General features: G+C 55.2%; 15 protein-coding genes. 12 read left to right on the top strand and 3 right to left on the bottom strand.

Translation table 11 applies throughout. The annotated features are described in order from the left end of the window. Positions 1-33: 33 nt before the first annotated feature. From ACH1XZ_RS13740 to npr, 11 genes are read left to right on the top strand one after another with little or no spacing between them, the layout of a single operon-like run. The gene (locus tag ACH1XZ_RS13740; RefSeq protein WP_395596003.1) at positions 34-1008 is read left to right on the top strand and encodes a calcium/sodium antiporter; all 975 of its coding nucleotides are present in this window, start codon (positions 34-36) and stop codon (positions 1006-1008) included. A gap of 14 nt (positions 1009-1022) precedes the next feature. Next, positions 1023-2009: an arabinose-5-phosphate isomerase KdsD gene (gene kdsD, locus ACH1XZ_RS13745; protein ID WP_035891159.1), complete on the top strand. Its 987-nt coding sequence runs from the start codon at positions 1023-1025 to the stop codon at positions 2007-2009. Between the two features lie 15 nt (positions 2010-2024). Beyond that, the gene (gene kdsC, locus ACH1XZ_RS13750) at positions 2025-2591 is read left to right on the top strand and encodes a 3-deoxy-manno-octulosonate-8-phosphatase KdsC (protein WP_035891161.1); all 567 of its coding nucleotides are present in this window, start codon (positions 2025-2027) and stop codon (positions 2589-2591) included. Next, positions 2588-3163, top strand: coding sequence for an LPS export ABC transporter periplasmic protein LptC (lptC, locus tag ACH1XZ_RS13755; protein ID WP_395596004.1), 576 nt, complete (start codon positions 2588-2590; stop codon positions 3161-3163). The genes kdsC and lptC overlap by 4 nt, the downstream gene beginning before the upstream one ends. Further along, positions 3132-3686, top strand: a complete 555-nt coding sequence (lptA, locus tag ACH1XZ_RS13760) for a lipopolysaccharide ABC transporter substrate-binding protein LptA (protein WP_395596005.1) — start codon at positions 3132-3134, stop codon at positions 3684-3686. The genes lptC and lptA overlap by 32 nt, the downstream gene beginning before the upstream one ends. A gap of 6 nt (positions 3687-3692) precedes the next feature. Next, a complete protein-coding gene (gene lptB, locus ACH1XZ_RS13765) occupies positions 3693-4418 on the top strand; it encodes an LPS export ABC transporter ATP-binding protein (RefSeq protein WP_035891167.1) in 726 nt (241 codons plus the stop codon). A gap of 45 nt (positions 4419-4463) precedes the next feature. After that, entirely contained in the window at positions 4464-5897 is a 1434-nt protein-coding gene (gene rpoN, locus ACH1XZ_RS13770) for an RNA polymerase factor sigma-54 (protein WP_395596006.1), read from the top strand. Between the two features lie 22 nt (positions 5898-5919). Then, positions 5920-6207 carry a ribosome hibernation promoting factor gene (gene hpf / locus ACH1XZ_RS13775; protein WP_395596007.1) on the top strand — a complete coding sequence of 96 codons (288 nt, stop codon included), beginning with the start codon at positions 5920-5922 and terminating at the stop codon, positions 6205-6207. A 55-nt stretch (positions 6208-6262) separates the two neighbouring features. Then, entirely contained in the window at positions 6263-6751 is a 489-nt protein-coding gene (gene ptsN / locus ACH1XZ_RS13780; RefSeq protein ID WP_035891171.1) for a PTS IIA-like nitrogen regulatory protein PtsN, read from the top strand. 33 nt (positions 6752-6784) lie between these two features. Further along, complete coding sequence (gene rapZ, locus ACH1XZ_RS13785; RefSeq protein WP_035891172.1) at positions 6785-7639, top strand: RNase adapter RapZ; 855 nt, start codon at positions 6785-6787, stop codon at positions 7637-7639. After that, entirely contained in the window at positions 7636-7908 is a 273-nt protein-coding gene (gene npr, locus ACH1XZ_RS13790; protein ID WP_035891174.1) for a PTS phosphocarrier protein NPr, read from the top strand. Before rapZ ends, npr begins: the two co-directional genes overlap by 4 nt. Before the next feature lie 111 nt (positions 7909-8019). Here the strand turns inward: npr and mtgA are convergent, their stop codons facing one another. From mtgA to ACH1XZ_RS13805, 3 genes are all read right to left on the bottom strand, one after another. After that, entirely contained in the window at positions 8020-8739 is a 720-nt protein-coding gene (mtgA, locus tag ACH1XZ_RS13795; protein ID WP_395596059.1) for a monofunctional biosynthetic peptidoglycan transglycosylase, read from the bottom strand. A 225-nt stretch (positions 8740-8964) separates the two neighbouring features. Continuing rightward, entirely contained in the window at positions 8965-11304 is a 2340-nt protein-coding gene (arcB, locus tag ACH1XZ_RS13800; protein ID WP_395596008.1) for an aerobic respiration two-component sensor histidine kinase ArcB, read from the bottom strand. 186 nt (positions 11305-11490) lie between these two features. Further along, positions 11491-12414: a TIGR01212 family radical SAM protein gene (locus tag ACH1XZ_RS13805; RefSeq protein ID WP_395596009.1), complete on the bottom strand. Its 924-nt coding sequence runs from the start codon at positions 12412-12414 to the stop codon at positions 11491-11493. A 685-nt stretch (positions 12415-13099) separates the two neighbouring features. Here ACH1XZ_RS13805 and gltB point away from each other — a divergent pair. Further along, positions 13100-17560, top strand: coding sequence for a glutamate synthase large subunit (gene gltB, locus ACH1XZ_RS13810; RefSeq protein ID WP_395596010.1), 4461 nt, complete (start codon positions 13100-13102; stop codon positions 17558-17560). The last annotated feature ends 1 nt before the right edge of the window (position 17561 follow it).

The following is a 17561-nucleotide window of genomic DNA, read 5'->3' on the forward strand; positions in this document are numbered from 1 at the left end:
GACCGACGATTATACCCGAATAAAGGACTTTTGATGCTCTTAGCCACGGCTCTGTTAATTATTGGTTTACTTCTGGTGGTCTACAGCGCCGACCGCCTCGTGTATTCCGCCTCCATTCTGTGCCGTGCTTTAGGTGTCCCTCCCCTGATTATAGGTATAACCGTTGTCAGCATCGGAACCTCACTGCCGGAAATCATCGTCTCTGCTGCCGCCTCGCTGCACGGGCAGGTCGATCTGGCCATCGGTACCGCCGTCGGCTCTAATATCGTCAACATTCTGCTGATTCTTGGGCTCACCGCCCTGTTCCACCCATTTACCGTGCATTCTGATATTCTGCGCCGCGAATTACCGTTAATGTTGGTAGTAAGCCTGGTCGCCGGGTATGTCCTGTATGATGGAGAACTGTCCTGGTTTGACGGTGTTTTTTTATTTATTCTGGCCGGATTGTGGCTGTTGTTTATCATTAAAATAGCCCGCCTCGCCGAACGTCAGGGTAACGACAAATTTACCCAGGAGCAGTTATCCGAACTGCCCCGCGACGGTTCTCTGCCCGTCGCCTGTTTATGGCTTGGCGTCGCGCTGATTATCATGCCGATGGCAACCAGAATGGTCATCGATAACGCTACCGTGCTGGCGAACTACTTCGCCATGAGCGAACTGACCATCGGCCTGACGGTTATCGCGTTGGGCACCAGTCTGCCGGAGTTGGCAACCGCTATCGCTGGCGTGCGCAAAGGTGAAAACGATATTGCCGTCGGCAACATTATCGGCTCAAACTTCTTTAATATAGCTATCGTACTGGGGATCCCCGCCCTCATCGCACCGGGGACGTTTAACCCCCTCGCGTTTACCCGCGACTATGGCGTAATGATGCTGGTCAGCGTGGTCTTCGCTCTGCTTTGCTGGCGTCGACGCCAGGTAGGCCGCGTCGCCGGTTTACTGTTAATCAGCGGGTTTGTGGTATGGCTGGCGCTGCTTTACTGGGGCACGCCGCTTTTCATCGATTGAACTGGGATAACACTATGTCGCAAATAGATTTGCCGTCAGATTTCGACTTCCAGCAGGCAGGGAGAGACGTTCTGGCGATTGAACGGGAAGGGCTGGAACAGCTTGATCAATACATTAATCAGGACTTTAGCGAAGCCTGCGAGAAGATCTTCTACTGCACTGGCAAAGTTGTCGTCATGGGAATGGGCAAATCCGGGCATATTGGCCGCAAGATGGCAGCCACCTTCGCCAGCACCGGTACTTCTGCGTTTTTTGTTCACCCTGGTGAGGCAGCGCACGGCGATTTAGGCATGGTAACGCCCCAGGATGTGGTGATTGCCCTGTCCAACTCCGGCGAGTCTAATGAAATTCTGGCGCTGATCCCGGTTTTAAAACGTCTGCGCGTCCCGCTTATCTGTATGACCAGCCGACCAGACAGCAGCATGGGCCGCGCGGCGGATATTCATTTATGCGTCAAAGTCCCGCGTGAAGCCTGCCCGTTAGGGCTCGCCCCAACGTCAAGCACCACCGCAGCGCTGGTAATGGGAGATGCGCTGGCCGTTGCGTTGCTGAAAGCACGCGGCTTTACCGCCGAAGATTTTGCGCTCTCCCACCCCGGTGGCGCATTAGGTCGCAAGCTTCTGCTACGCGTTAACGATATTATGCATACTGGCGATGAGATACCGCACGTCAGCGTTGATGCCTCACTGCGCGATGCCCTGCTGGAAATTACCCGAAAAAATCTGGGTATGACGGCCATCTGCGATGACAACATGCAGATCAAAGGTATTTTCACCGACGGCGACCTGCGACGCATCTTTGATACCGGTGCCGATGTGCGCAGCCTCGGCATTGCCGACGTCATGACGCCGGGCGGCATTCGTATTCGCCCCGGCATGCTGGCGGTCGATGCGCTGAACCTGATGCAATCCCGTCATATCACCTGCGTGCTGGTTGCCGATGGCGACCATCTGCTAGGTGTGATACATATGCACGACCTACTGCGCGCAGGCGTAGTGTAATCAAGGATATAAAGAATGAGTAATGCTGTCGCATCGGTCGCCACCTGTTATGGCCCGGTGAGTCCACAATTTATGGCGAAGGCGGAGAAAATCCGCCTGCTTATCCTCGACGTCGACGGGGTGCTTTCTGACGGCCTGATTTACATGGGCAACAGCGGTGAAGAACTCAAAGCGTTTAACGTCCGCGACGGCTATGGCGTTCGCTGTGCGCTTACTTCGGATATCGAAGTAGCGATAATTACCGGGCGAAAAGCTAAACTGTTAGAAGACCGCTGTGCGACGCTTGGCATCACCCATCTTTACCAGGGGCAGTCCGATAAACTGATTGCCTATCGTGAGCTACTCGCTACGCTGAACCTTCAGCCAGAAGAGGTCGCCTACGTCGGCGATGATCTGATTGACTGGCCGGTGATGGCGGAAATTGGCCTCAGCGTTGCGGTGGCGGATGCACACCCGCTGCTGTTGCCTCGCGCCGATTATGTGACGCGTATTGCAGGCGGCCGCGGTGCCGTTCGTGAAGTCTGTGACCTGCTGCTGATGGCGCAAGGGAAGCTGGAAGAAGCCAAAGGGCAATCGATATGAGTAAAACCAGACGTTGGGTTATTATTGTGCTATCGCTGGTTGCGCTTGTCCTGATCGGCCTGAACCTTGCCGATAACGACGACAGCAGCCAGGTGGTGATTAACGCAAACGATCCAACCTATCAAAGCGAACATACCGACACCGTGGTGTACAGTCCCGAAGGCGCACTGAGCTACCGGTTAACCGCCGAGCATGTGGAGTATTTTTCCGATCAGGCAATATCGTGGTTTACCCACCCATTCCTGACCACCTTTGACGCGAATAAAGTACCAACCTGGTCGATTAAAGCCGATAAAGCCAAGCTGACTAACGACCGCATGCTCTATCTCTACGGGCACGTTGAAATCAACGCGCTGACAGAAGACGCACAACTGCGTAAGATTACGACGGATAATGCCCAGGTGAACCTGACGACTCAGGATGTTTCCTCTGACGATCTGGTGACGTTATACGGAACAACATTTAATTCCAGCGGCCTGAAAATGCGCGGCAATTTACGCAGCAAGAACGCCGAGTTGATTGAAAAGGTTAGAACCTCTTATGAAATTCAGAACAAACAAACTCAGCCTTAAGCTGGCACTTGCCGGTTCTTTGCTGGCCGCCAGCCTGCCGGCCATGGCGCTTACCGGCGATACCAATCAGCCGATTCATATTGAATCCGATCAGCAGTCGCTGGATATGCAGGGCAACATCGTCACCTTCACCGGTAACGTCGTCGTGACCCAGGGCAGTATCAAAATTAACGCCGATAAGGTTGTCGTGACCCGTCCGGCAGACCAGAAAGGCAAAGAAGTCATCGATGGTTACGGTAACCCCGCGACCTTCTACCAGATGCAGGACAACGGCAAGCCGGTAAAAGGCCGCGCCTCGAAAATGCATTACGAACTGGCTAACGACTTCGTGGTGCTGACCGGCAACGCTTACCTTGAGCAGTTGGATAGCAATATCAAAGGCGACAAGATCACCTATCTGGTCAAAGAGCAAAAAATGCAGGCGTTTAGTGATAAAGGCCGACGCGTGACCACCGTTCTGGTTCCGTCGCAGCTACAGGACAAATCCAAAGACCAGGCTCCGGCACAGAAAAAGAGTAACTAATTCGTTATGGCGACATTAACTGCAAAAAATCTGGCAAAAGCCTACAAAGGCCGCCGCGTCGTGGAAGATGTCAGTCTGACCGTGAACTCCGGTGAGATTGTGGGCCTGCTTGGGCCAAACGGCGCGGGTAAAACCACCACCTTCTACATGGTAGTAGGGATAGTTCCGCGCGATGCCGGCAACATCATCATCGACGATGAAGACATCAGCCTGCTGCCGCTGCACGCCCGCGCGCGTCGCGGCATTGGCTATCTGCCGCAGGAAGCCTCGATCTTCCGCCGTCTGAGCGTCTATGACAACCTGATGGCGGTGCTGCAGATCCGTGACGATCTGAGCAACGAGCAGCGCGAAGACCGCGCCAAAGAGCTGATGGAAGAGTTCCACATCGAGCATCTGCGCGACAGCCTGGGCCAGGCGCTTTCCGGCGGTGAACGTCGCCGCGTTGAAATCGCCCGTGCGCTGGCGGCAAACCCGAAATTTATCCTGCTGGATGAACCGTTTGCCGGCGTTGACCCGATCTCCGTTATCGATATCAAACGCATCATCGAACACCTTCGCGACAGCGGCCTTGGCGTGCTTATCACCGACCACAACGTACGTGAAACGCTGGCCGTATGTGAACGAGCCTATATCGTCAGCCAGGGGCACCTGATTGCCCACGGCACCCCGCAGGAGATCCTACAAGACGAACATGTTAAACGCGTGTATCTTGGGGAAGACTTCAGACTCTGATAGGGTAGTGGTTTACGACGTTAGCGGGAGATATTCGTTCTGAACATGAAGCAAGGTTTGCAATTAAGGCTCAGCCAACAGCTTGCCATGACGCCACAACTGCAGCAGGCAATCCGTCTGTTGCAATTGTCTACGCTGGAACTTCAGCAGGAACTCCAGCAAGCGCTGGAGAGCAACCCCCTGCTTGAGCAAACCGATCTTCACGAAGAAGTAGAGACCCAGGAAACCGTCGATAACGAAACGCTGGACAGCGTCGATGCGCTGGAAAAGCCCGATATGCCCGAAGAGCTGCCGCTCGACGCCAGCTGGGATGAAATCTACACCGCCGGTACCCCTTCCGGAACCGGGGCGGATTATCAGGACGATGAACTGCCGGTGTATCAGGGTGAAACCACCCAGTCACTGCAAGATTATCTGATGTGGCAAGTTGAGCTCACGCCGTTTACCGATACCGACCGGGCAATTGCGACATCGATTGTCGACGCGGTAGACGATACCGGCTATCTCACCGTCACGGTGGAAGACATTCATGAAGGCATTGGCGATGACGAGATTGGTCTCGATGAAGTGGAAGCCGTGCTTAAGCGGATCCAGCGATTCGATCCGGTCGGCGTCGCCGCTAAAGATCTCCGCGATTGCCTGCTGATCCAGCTTTCTCAGTTCTCTCCTACTACGCCACGCATTGACGAAGCCCGCCTGATTATCAGCGATCATCTCGATCTGCTCGCTAATCATGACTTCCGCTCGCTGATGCGCGTCACTCGTCTGAAAGAAGACGTGTTGAAAGAGGCGGTGGATCTGATCCAATCATTGGATCCGCGCCCGGGCCAATCGATCCAGACCGGCGAGCCGGAATACGTGATCCCTGACGTGCTGGTGCGCAAAGTGAATGGCCGCTGGGCCGTTGAATTGAACGCCGACAGCATCCCGCGCCTGCAAATCAACCAGCACTATGCGGCAATGTGTAACAACGCCCGTAATGACGCCGACAGTCAGTTTATCCGCAGCAACCTGCAGGATGCGAAGTGGCTGATTAAGAGTCTTGAGAGCCGCAACGATACGCTGCTGCGGGTAAGCCGCTGCATCGTAGAGCAACAACAGGCCTTTTTCGATCTCGGCGAAGAGTATATGAAACCGATGGTGCTGGCGGACATCGCCCAGACCGTCGAAATGCACGAGTCCACGATTTCGCGTGTTACCACGCAAAAGTATTTGCATAGCCCACGAGGCATTTTCGAGCTTAAGTATTTCTTTTCCAGTCACGTCAGCACCGAGGGCGGCGGCGAAGCCTCGTCCACGGCGATTCGCGCACTGGTTAAGAAATTAATTGCCGCTGAGAACCCGGCAAAACCACTGAGCGACAGTAAACTGACCACCATGCTCTCTGAACAGGGTATCATGGTGGCACGGCGTACCGTTGCAAAGTACCGAGAGTCTTTATCCATCCCGCCGTCTAACCAGCGTAAACAACTGGTCTGACACAACTGATAAGGAAGACACTATGCAGCTCAACATCACTGGACACAACGTCGAAATTACCGATGCGATGCGCGAATTTGTGAATGCGAAATTCGCTAAGCTCGAACAGTATTTCGAGAGGATCAATCAGGTCTACATTGTGTTAAAGGTGGAGAAATTGACGCACATCTCGGACGCCACATTGCACGTTAACGGGGGCGAACTTCATGCCAGCGCGGAAGGGCAGGATATGTACGCCGCCATCGACAGTTTGATTGATAAACTGGCGAGACAGTTAAACAAGCATAAAGATAAACTAAAACAACATTGATTGTCCGAGCAGTCGCCCGATATGCCCGCATACCGGGCGATGCTTAGGTGAAATTATGACAAATAACGATTCGGCTCTTCAACTGAGCAATGTCCTTAACCAGGAATGTACCCGCAGTGCTGTGCACTGTCAGAGTAAAAAACGCGCGCTGGAAATCATCAGCGAGCTGGCGGCAAAACAGCTGAGCCTGCCTCCGCAGGTGGTCTTTGAGGCGATTTTGACCCGCGAGAAGATGGGCAGTACCGGTATTGGTAACGGTATCGCTATTCCTCACGGCAAGCTGGAAGAAGATACGCTGCGCGCGGTTGGTGTATTTGTGCAGCTGGAAACCCCGATCGCCTTTGATGCTATCGACAATCAGCCTGTCGATTTACTCTTTGCGCTCCTGGTGCCGGCAGACCAGACCAAAACCCACCTGCATACGCTTTCTCTGGTGGCAAAACGTCTGGCGGATAAAACCATTTGCCGTCGTCTGCGTGCCGCACAGAGCGACGAAGAGCTGTATCAAATCATCACCGATACGGAAACCCACGATGATGCGTAATGGACATCACGTCGTACTGAGGAGAAACGGTACATGGTACTGATGATCGTCAGCGGCCGCTCAGGCTCCGGAAAATCGGTCGCCCTGCGCGCGCTGGAAGATATGGGCTTTTACTGCGTCGATAACCTGCCGGTCGTGCTGCTGCCAGAGCTGGCAAAAACGCTTGCCGACCGCGAAATATCCGCCGCCGTCAGCATTGACGTGCGTAACATGCCTGAATCGCCGGAAATCTTTGAGCGGGCAATGGAAAACCTGCCGGATAACTTCTCCCCGCAGCTGTTATTCCTTGATGCCGATCGCAACACCCTGATTCGCCGCTACAGCGATACCCGCCGCCTGCACCCACTCTCCAGTAAGAATCTGTCGCTGGAAAGCGCCATTGATGAAGAGAGTAACCTGCTGGAACCGCTGCGCTCTCGCGCCGACCTTATCGTCGACACCTCCGAAATGTCAGTTCATGAACTGGCAGAGATGCTGCGTACTCGCCTGCTGGGTAAACGCGAGCGCGAGCTGACAATGGTGTTTGAGTCCTTTGGCTTCAAGCACGGCATCCCGATCGATGCCGATTACGTGTTCGACGTACGCTTCCTGCCAAACCCGCACTGGGACCCTAAGCTGCGCCCGATGACCGGCCTCGATAAACCGGTAGCCGCGTTCCTCGACCGGCACACGGAAGTTCACAATTTTATCTATCAAACGCGCAGCTATCTTGAGCTATGGTTACCTATGCTGGAAACCAACAACCGTAGCTATCTGACGGTTGCTATCGGTTGTACTGGCGGTAAACACCGTTCGGTCTACGTTGCCGAACAGTTGGCTGACTACTTCCGCTCACGCGGTAAGAACGTGCAGTCTCGTCACCGGACGCTGGAAAAACGCAAATCATGACCGTAAAGCAGACCGTTGAGATAACCAACAAGCTGGGCATGCACGCTCGCCCGGCGATGAAGTTGTTTGAGCTGATGCAACATTTCGACGCAGAAGTTCTGCTGCGTAACGATGAAGGGACCGAAGCGGAGGCAAATAGCGTGATTGCGCTGCTGATGCTGGACTCCGCCAAAGGTCGCCAGATTGAGGTCGAAGCCACCGGGCCGCAGGAAGAAGAAGCGCTGGCCGCGGTGATTGCCCTGTTTAACGCCGGGTTCGACGAAGACTAGTCTCGTAGGCCGGATAAGGTGTTTACGCCGCCATCCGGCAATACAGCGGTACCGCACAATGCCTGATGGCGCTACGCTTATCAGGCCTACAAAATTCACCACAACCTGCAGTTAATACAGCTTATTCTCCCGCATAAACCCTTCCCCGCCCAGCTGACGCATCTGGCGTAAAATCCATGCCTGACGAGTGCGTACATACCCTGACGGCGCGTTGGCCTTAAAACGGATTGGGTTCGGCAACACGGCGGCCAGCAGCGCGGCTTCGGCCATCGTCAACCTGCTCGCGGGTTTGTGAAAATAGCGCTGAGACGCGGCTTCGACGCCAAAAATACCGTCACCAAATTCGGCAATATTCAGGTAGACGGTCAGAATGCGCTTCTTACTCCACACCGTCTCCATGCCCAGCGTCAGGCCCGCTTCCAATCCTTTACGCACCCAGCTACGCCCATCCCACAAAAACAGGTTCTTCGCCGTTTGCTGCGACAGCGTGGAAGCACCGCGGATACGGTTTTCATTGCGCTCGTTATGCGCCAGCGCTTTCTCTATCGCCGAGACGTCAAAACCCCAATGGTCCGGGAATTTTTGGTCTTCAGCGGCGATCACCGCCAACCCCATATACGGCGATATAGCATCCATGCTGACCCAATCAGAGTGCGCCACATAGCCAAAATCGCCCGTCATCCAGGCGCCAAGCTGACGCTCAATCATCACCGCGGAGAATGGAACCGGCAAAAAACTGAACACCGCAATGCCGCCGCCCCAGAAAAGCGCCAGCAGCAGCAGCAGTCGCCAGAACAGCTGTTTTAGCCTCGCGACTTTCCTAAAAGCTATTTTCTTCACGCTAACTCTCTGACGCTGATTAATATTTCTGATTAAGTCGTTATGCTTCACACATTTTACTGATTCACGTAACAAACATTTTAAGTTTTGCTATCTTATTGAGCGTGCAATCGTATTTCAGGTTGTGTCATCAATAAAAAAACAAGCTAATCATCTGACGCAGCCACCAGTTCCCTGGTGTTGGCGCAGTATTCGCGCACCCCGGTCTAGCCGGGGTCATTTTTTATCAGCGTTCGCCACCCAGGCTTTTAATACCGCAACATCCTGCTGCCACTCGGATTTCATTTCCTCAACCCATTCACCAACGTTATCCCACCAGGCCGGAAGATCGGGAGACTGGATCTGCTGCCCCAGCTGTTGCAGGTGACGCAGGCCGACGGAACCCGCCGCGCCTTTAATCTTATGACCTTCTTCAACGATGCCTTTCTGGTCGCGGGCGGTCAGGTTAGATTCCAGTACCGCAAGGTAGCCCGGCATCATCTTCTCGAAGACCGCCAGACCGTCGGTAATCAGCTTCGGCCCAACCAGCTCGATGTACTGTTCCAGCATTGGAATATCCAGTAACTGCTGCGATTTGCTGCTTTCTACAGGGGTCACGGCACTCTCCTCTTCGTCTTCAACGGTATCCCAGAACTTCTTGATCATCGCGGTCAGGGCCGGTACTGAGAGCGGTTTGCTCAGCACATCGTCCATACCGGCTTCCAGATACTCTTTCTTATCTTTCAGCACGTTTGCCGTCAGCGCCACCAGCGGCGGCAGGTCATCGGCGTGGTATTTACGCGTCAGTTCGCGGGAGATATCCAGCCCGGTCATATCCGGCAGTTGGATATCCAGCAGCACCAGGTCATATTCGCCCGGCGTAAACATTTCCAGCGCATCTTTGCCGGTCATGGCGACATCCACGCTGTTGCCCAGCTTCTCCAGCACCGAACGTGCGACAATCACGTTCAGTTCAATGTCTTCCACCAGCAGGACGTGCAGCGCTGGCAGCGGCATTTCATCGTCTTCAAAGGCGTCTTCAACTTCTTCCGCCACGGCTGGCGCATGGACCGTCAATGTGAAGATGGCGCCATGCCCGGCCTGGCTTGAGACTTCAATATCGCCGCCCATGCTTTTCGCCAGACGGCGGGAAACCGCCAGGCCAATACCGGTTCCGGTGGCGGGCTTACCGCCCTGGCTATCTTTAACCTGGTAATACATGGCGAAGATTTTATCCTGCTCTTCCTGCGGGATCCCGATACCGGAGTCTTCGACTTCAAAGTGGAGCATATCGCCAGCGTCATAGCGTACGCGCACCGTCACGCTGCCCTGCTGGGTAAACTTCACGGCGTTGCTGATAAGGTTCCACAGAATCTGGCGCAGACGGGTACCGTCGGTAATCACCTTATGCGGCAGCGGCAGCGCGGGCTCCATCACGAAGCGTAGACCCTTTTGCTGCGCCTGTAGTCCTGAGAGGTTTTCCAGGTCGGCCAGGAAGCCCGTGAAATCGACCGGCTGGTTATCCAACTGGACTTTACGACGTTCCATTTTGTCCATGTCAATAATATCGTTGAAGATATTACCCAGCGTGACCGCCGAGACATGAATGGTTTTCAGATATTTTTCCTGTTCAGCCGTCAGGTTGGTGTCGAGCAAAATACGACTCAAGCCGACGATGCCATTCAGCGGCGTACGCAGCTCATGGCTGATGGTAGAAATAAAGGTAGTCTTGTCGCGGCTGGCGCGCTCAAGCGCATCCTGATAGCGCTTACGCTCGGTAATATCGCGGCCAAAGCCCATCAGGCCGTGGCGTTTACCCACGCGGTCGTAATACGGCACTTTACGAATCTCGAAGCAGGCTTTGCGCCCATCGGGATAGTCAAGCCACTGCTCGTAGGTGAGCGACACGTTGTGGCGGAAGACTTTTTCATCGGTTTCAATGACTTTAGCGGCCGCCTCCGGGCTATAAACCTCTTCAGGGTGCAGGTGAATCAGCTGCTTCTCGCTTTTGCCGGTCAGCAGTTCCATCGCCCGGTTACAGCCGGAGAACTCTTTATCTTCATTGCGGTAGAAAACCAAATCCGGTGAGGCATCGAGGAAAGAGCGCAGGAAGGAGGACTGTTGCTCGAGGCGGATCTGCGTTTCTTCACGCTCCTGTACCTCAATACGCAACTGCTCTAGCGTCGCAAGGCGCTCGGCCTCGGCTTTTTCGCGATCGCTAATTTCCTGGTTGAGCTGCGAAATATTGTCTTTGAGCTGGACGTTCAGCTTGAGGTCGCGCTCGCGCATCTCTTCAAGCTTCTCCACCAGTCGGGAGAGACGTTGTCGGGATTCTTCCAGCTGTTCAACCACCACCGAAAGGAAGTAGACCGCCCAGGGCGTAATCAGCAAACCGAAAAAGATAGAACGGATAACATCAATGCTTTCAACCTGGCCGTGCAGCACCATGGTTACCGCCATTTGTACCACAATGGCCAACACCACCAGCGCCAGCGCCAACAGCATGGAGAAACGTACCAGACCCAGCTTCATCATCAGGTCGACGTAATACTGCGCCAGCATACGGATTTGCTTCATAAGGGATTCCTTAACGACAACGTCGTTCAATAATACCCAATTCTGAGCGTGGCGCGGTAGGTTGTGCGAAAAATGCGGGGATTATCTGCTAATTGGAGCACTGAGCCATTCCCGGCGGCGCTTCGCTTGGCCGGGCTACACTGCTGTGGTAGGCCGGATAGAGCGGAGCCGCCATCCGGCAGATGCCTACGGCTGCACCCACGGAGTGCCCAGCGCCGAGCCCTGCACACCGTGCTCGTTCAGGTATTTATCCAGCTCGACCATCCCGGTCCAGCGGTTCTCACACCACAGTGGAGCCAGCAGCGTCGGTCGGCGGGCGCTGGCGGAAATGCGATGATAAATCACCTCCGGCGGCGTATGGCGAATCATCTCGCCCGCGGTGACCGTATAGTCGTCCAGCGCAATCCCGTTCAGGCGTCCGGCTTCCCAGGCTTTCGCCATGATGCTGCCGGTGACGATATGCAGCGGGTGCAGCTTAATCCCATCAACGCCCGTTTCAACTACCTGCTGCAGCGTCTCCAGGCATTCGCTCTGCCCTTCGCCAGGCAGACCGACAATCAGGTGGCTGCATACCTTCAGCCCGCGCTCACGCGCCAGACGAGTGGTGTTCTGGTAACAGGCAAAATCATGACCACGGTTAATACGATGCAGCGTTTTATCGTGCGCCGTTTGCAGACCAAGCTCCAGCCACACTTCATAGCCCTGCTCGTGGTACTCACTCAACAGGTCGAGCACCGCCTCCGGCACGCAATCCGGACGCGTCCCCACGCATAGCCCAACGATATTGGCCTGGCTGATAGCCTGCTGGTACATCGAACGCAGCACCTGCACTTCGGCAAAGGTGCTGGTATAGGCCTGGAAATAGGCCAGATAGCGTTTGGCGCGGTTCACCAGGTGCGCCTGATGCGCTAACTGCTCGGCAATCGACTTATGTTGCTGCTCTTCATCAGCAAACGAGGCCACGTTACAGAACGTGCAGCCGCCGCGGCCGATGGTGCCATCGCGGTTTGGGCAGCTAAATCCACCATGCAGCGTCAGTTTATGAACCTTTTCGCCATAACGACGCGTAAGATCCCCACCAAACATATTGACTAATTTTTGTAACTGCATAATCTGATAGACCGGCCTGAAGAAAGGGGCCAAGCCTGCCACTTTTAGTCTCGATCGGCGATGACCTGGATCAATCGCCATGTAGACCTTTTATCTCATTGCATAACCAATCAAAATAACTGCAATTTCATTCACACCCATATAGATTATATTTACTTATGTTCAGCGGCTAATTTGCAATAATCTATCTGCCGTTGAAAAACAGAGTGATCCTATACCCCCACACTCCATGCCAGCATTAAATGCTACTTATTGCAGAATAAACAGTGCATGACGATTAAAACAGCGCTTTCAGATAGTGAGACAGATCACACTCGCTAATCCCTTTCAGCACGGTTAACGCAAGTCTAAAATGTCATATTTTTCTTATATATCATTGCGTTAATTGCTCTATAGCACATTTCTGTATAAATAAGATTGCCATTTGACCTATGTATCGATTCCCGATAAGTTGGGAATCCGCTGGAAGCTTTCTGGATGAGCAGTCTGCTCATCATATTTATGCAGTAATTGAGATTCCCTCTTAAGCAAGTCCTCAAACTTGTGCGACCTACGCGAAAAGGATAAAAGAGGGCGAATGCGAGGTTAGGCAGATGATTGCCATACCCCGTCGCCATGCTCTTGCTGTGCCTTGCGCGCAATCGATTAAGGGGGCGTCCCGTAGAGCCTGGGGAGGTTCACTGATATGTTGTACGATAAATCCCTTGAGAGGGATAACTGTGGTTTCGGCCTGATCGCCCACATAGAAGGCGAACCTAGCCACAAGGTAGTGCGTACCGCGATACACGCACTGGCCCGAATGCAGCACCGCGGCGCGATTCTCGCCGACGGTAAAACCGGTGACGGTTGTGGCCTGCTGCTGCAAAAACCTGACCGTTTCTTTCGCATCGTCGCCGAAGAGCGCGGCTGGCGCTTAGCGAAAAACTATGCCGTTGGGATGCTGTTTCTGAATAAGGATCCTGAACTGGCTGCGGCGTCTCGCCGTGTTGTAGAAGAAGAACTGCAGCGTGAAACCCTGTCTATCGTCGGCTGGCGCGATGTGCCAACCAATGAAGGCGTGCTGGGTGAGATCGCCCTCTCCTCTCTGCCTCGCATCGAACAAATTTTCGTTAACGCCCCTGCGGGCTGGCGCCCACGCGATATGGAACGCCGTCTGTTTATCGCCCGTCGCCGTATCGAAAAACGCCTCCAGGAAGATAAAGACTTCTACGTTTGTAGCCTGTCGAACCTGGTCAACATCTATAAAGGTCTGTGTATGCCGGCGGATTTGCCGCGCTTCTACCTGGACCTCGCGGACCTGCGCCTGGAATCAGCCATCTGCCTGTTCCACCAGCGCTTCTCCACCAACACCGTACCACGCTGGCCGCTGGCTCAGCCGTTCCGCTATCTGGCGCACAACGGCGAAATCAACACCATCACCGGTAACCGCCAGTGGGCGCGTGCGCGTACCTATAAGTTCCAGACCCCGCTGATCCCGGATCTGCACGACGCCGCGCCATTCGTCAACGAAACCGGCTCCGACTCCAGCTCCATGGATAACATGCTTGAGCTGCTGCTGGCGGGCGGGATGGACATCATCCGTGCCATGCGTCTGCTGGTACCACCGGCCTGGCAGAACAACCCGGATATGGACCCGGATCTGCGTTCGTTCTTCGACTTTAACTCCATGCACATGGAGCCGTGGGACGGCCCGGCGGGCATCGTCATGTCTGACGGTCGCTACGCTGCCTGTAACCTTGACCGTAACGGCCTGCGTCCGGCGCGCTACGTCATCACTAAAGACAAGCTCATCACCTGCGCCTCTGAAGTCGGCATCTGGGATTACCAGCCTGACGAAGTGGTTGAAAAAGGCCGCGTAGGCCCAGGCGAGCTGATGGTTATCGACACCCGCAGTGGCCGCATTCTGCACTCTGCTGAAACCGACAACGATCTGAAAAGCCGCCACCCGTACAAAGAGTGGATGGAGAAAAACGTTCGCCGCCTGGTGCCGTTCGAAGATCTGGCCGACGATCGCGTTGGCAGCCGTGAGCTGGACGACGATACCCTCGCCAGCTACCAGAAACAGTTTAACTACAGCGCCGAAGAGCTGGATTCCGTTATCCGCGTACTCGGTGAAAACGGCCAGGAAGCGGTCGGCTCAATGGGTGATGACACACCATTCGCCGTGCTCTCCAGCCAGCCGCGTATTATATACGACTACTTCCGTCAGCAGTTTGCGCAGGTGACTAACCCGCCAATCGACCCGCTGCGTGAAGCGCACGTGATGTCACTGGCGACCAGCATCGGCCGCGAGATGAACGTCTTCTGCGAAGCGGAAGGCCAGGCACACCGCCTGAGCTTCAAATCGCCGATTCTGCTGTACTCCGATTTCAATCAGCTCACCACGATGAAAGAGGAGCACTACCGCGCCGACACGCTTGATATCACCTTCGATGTGACAGAAACCAACCTCGAAGAGACGGTTAAAGCGCTGTGCGACAAAGCCGAAGAGATGGTGCGTAACGGTACCGTGCTGCTGGTGCTCTCTGACCGTAACATCGCCAAAAATCGTCTGCCGGTACCGGCACCGATGGCGGTAGGCGCCATTCAGGCCCGTCTGGTTGATAAGAGCCTGCGCTGCGATGCCAACATCATTGTTGAAACCGCCAGCGCCCGCGACCCGCACCACTTTGCGGTACTACTCGGCTTTGGCGCCACGGCTATCTATCCGTACCTGGCTTATGAAACCCTGGGCCGTCTGATTGATACTCACGCTATTGAGAAAGACTACCGCACGGTGATGCTGAACTACCGTAACGGCATCAACAAAGGCCTGTACAAGATCATGTCCAAAATGGGCATCTCGACCATCGCATCCTATCGCTGCTCCAAACTGTTTGAAGCGGTTGGCCTGCACGACGATGTGGTCAACAACTGCTTCCAGGGCGTGGTTAGCCGCATCGGTGGCGCGTCGTTCGACGACTTCCAGCAGGATCTGCTGAACCTGTCGAAACGTGCCTGGCTGGCGCGTAAACCACTAGATCAGGGCGGCCTGCTCAAATACGTTCACGGCGGCGAATACCACGCTTACAACCCGGACGTGGTGCGCACTCTGCAACAGGCAGTACAGAGTGGCGAGTACAGCGATTATAAAGAATACGCAGAGCTGGTGAACAACCGTCCTGCAGCAACGCTGCGTGACCTGCTGGCGATTACCCCGAACGGGGAAACCGTCAACCTGGCCGACGTTGAGCCAGCAAGCGACCTGTTCAAGCGTTTCGACACCGCCGCAATGTCTATCGGCGCGCTGAGCCCGGAAGCACACGAAGCGTTGGCGGAAGCGATGAACAGCATCGGCGGCAACTCAAACTCCGGCGAAGGCGGCGAAGACCCGGCGCGTTACGGCACCAACAAAGTCTCGCGCATCAAGCAGGTGGCCTCCGGTCGCTTTGGCGTGACGCCTGCGTACCTGGTTAACGCCGACGTGATTCAGATTAAAGTTGCCCAGGGCGCGAAGCCAGGCGAAGGCGGTCAGTTACCGGGTGATAAAGTCACGCCGTACATCGCCAAGCTGCGCTACTCCGTACCGGGCGTGACGCTGATTTCGCCACCGCCGCACCACGATATTTACTCTATCGAGGATCTGGCGCAGCTGATTTTCGACCTGAAACAGGTCAACCCGAAAGCGATGATATCCGTGAAGCTGGTTTCCGAACCCGGCGTAGGCACCATCGCCACCGGCGTAGCAAAAGCTTATGCCGACCTTATCACCATCGCCGGCTACGACGGCGGTACCGGTGCAAGCCCACTGTCCTCCGTGAAATATGCGGGCTGCCCGTGGGAGCTGGGTCTGGTCGAAACACAGCAAGCGCTGGTTGCTAATGGCCTGCGTCACAAGATTCGTCTGCAGGTGGACGGCGGCCTGAAAACCGGCGTCGACATCATTAAAGCAGCGATCCTCGGCGCGGAAAGCTTCGGCTTCGGTACCGGGCCAATGGTGGCGCTGGGCTGTAAATATCTGCGTATTTGCCACCTGAACAACTGCGCAACCGGTGTTGCAACTCAGGATGACAAACTGCGTAAGAACCACTATCACGGCCTGCCGTTCAAAGTGACCAACTACTTTGAATTCATCGCCCGTGAAGTGCGCGAGCTGATGGCTGAACTGGGCGTAACCCGCCTCGTGGACCTGATTGGCCGCACCGACCTGCTCAAAGAGCTGGATGGCTTCACCGCCAAACAGCAGAAGCTGGAGCTGTCTCGTCTGCTGGAAACCGCTGAGCCACATCCTGGCAAAGCGCTGTACTGCACCGAGAACAACCCGCCGTTTGATAACGGCGTGCTGAACGCGCAGCTGCTGCAGCAGGCAAAACCGTTTGTTGATGACCGCCAGAGCAAAACCTTCTGGTTCGACATCCGCAACACCGATCGTTCCGTAGGCGCGTCGCTGTCTGGCTATATTGCCCAGACGCACGGCGACCAGGGACTGGCATCGGATCCGATTAAAGCGCACTTCAGCGGCACCGCAGGTCAGAGCTTCGGCGTGTGGAACGCAGGCGGCGTTGAGCTGTACCTGACTGGCGATGCCAACGACTACGTCGGTAAAGGCATGGCGGGCGGTCTGCTGGCGATTCGTCCTCCGGTGGGTTCATCCTTCCGCAGCCACGAAGCGAGCATCATCGGCAACACCTGCCTGTACGGCGCGACCGGCGGTCGTCTGTACGCCGCAGGCCGTGCGGGTGAACGTTTCGGCGTGCGTAACTCCGGGGCGATTACGGTAGTTGAAGGGATTGGCGACAACGGCTGTGAATACATGACCGGCGGCATCGTCTGCGTGTTGGGCAAAACGGGCGTTAACTTCGGTGCCGGTATGACAGGCGGCTTCGCCTACGTACTGGATGAAGATGGTGATTTCCGCAAACGCGTGAACCCGGAACTGGTGGAAGTGCTGGATGTTGACTCACTGGCGATTCACGAAGAGCACCTACGCGGTCTGATTACCGAACACGTGCAGTTAACCGGTTCTTCCCGCGGCGAAGAGATCCTGGCGCACTGGCCGTCTTACTCCGCGAAGTTCGCGCTGGTTAAGCCGAAGTCCAGTGATGTGAAAGCCCTGTTGGGTCACCGTAGTCGTAGCGCAGCTGAGCTGCGTGTGCAGGCGCAGTAAG

Origin of the sequence: Kluyvera chengduensis, from assembly GCF_044197065.1 — a bacterium.
GTDB classification, from domain to species: domain Bacteria; phylum Pseudomonadota; class Gammaproteobacteria; order Enterobacterales; family Enterobacteriaceae; genus Kluyvera; species Kluyvera ascorbata_C.

Excerpts from the sequence above, each read along its gene's own strand:
- lptC (WP_395596004.1), top strand. The coding sequence starts at position 2,588 with ATGAGTAAAACCAGACGTTGGGTTATTATTGTGCTATCGCTGGTTGCG.
- npr (WP_035891174.1), top strand. The coding sequence starts at position 7,636 with ATGACCGTAAAGCAGACCGTTGAGATAACCAACAAGCTGGGCATGCAC.
- kdsD (WP_035891159.1), top strand. The coding sequence starts at position 1,023 with ATGTCGCAAATAGATTTGCCGTCAGATTTCGACTTCCAGCAGGCAGGG.
- kdsC (WP_035891161.1), top strand. The coding sequence starts at position 2,025 with ATGAGTAATGCTGTCGCATCGGTCGCCACCTGTTATGGCCCGGTGAGT.
- ptsN (WP_035891171.1), top strand. The coding sequence starts at position 6,263 with ATGACAAATAACGATTCGGCTCTTCAACTGAGCAATGTCCTTAACCAG.
- rapZ (WP_035891172.1), top strand. The coding sequence starts at position 6,785 with ATGGTACTGATGATCGTCAGCGGCCGCTCAGGCTCCGGAAAATCGGTC.
- hpf (WP_395596007.1), top strand. The coding sequence starts at position 5,920 with ATGCAGCTCAACATCACTGGACACAACGTCGAAATTACCGATGCGATG.
- ACH1XZ_RS13805 (WP_395596009.1), bottom strand. The coding sequence starts at position 12,414 with ATGCAGTTACAAAAATTAGTCAATATGTTTGGTGGGGATCTTACGCGT.
- arcB (WP_395596008.1), bottom strand. The coding sequence starts at position 11,304 with ATGAAGCAAATCCGTATGCTGGCGCAGTATTACGTCGACCTGATGATG.
- rpoN (WP_395596006.1), top strand. The coding sequence starts at position 4,464 with ATGAAGCAAGGTTTGCAATTAAGGCTCAGCCAACAGCTTGCCATGACG.
- gltB (WP_395596010.1), top strand. The coding sequence starts at position 13,100 with ATGTTGTACGATAAATCCCTTGAGAGGGATAACTGTGGTTTCGGCCTG.
- lptA (WP_395596005.1), top strand. The coding sequence starts at position 3,132 with ATGAAATTCAGAACAAACAAACTCAGCCTTAAGCTGGCACTTGCCGGT.
- ACH1XZ_RS13740 (WP_395596003.1), top strand. The coding sequence starts at position 34 with ATGCTCTTAGCCACGGCTCTGTTAATTATTGGTTTACTTCTGGTGGTC.
- lptB (WP_035891167.1), top strand. The coding sequence starts at position 3,693 with ATGGCGACATTAACTGCAAAAAATCTGGCAAAAGCCTACAAAGGCCGC.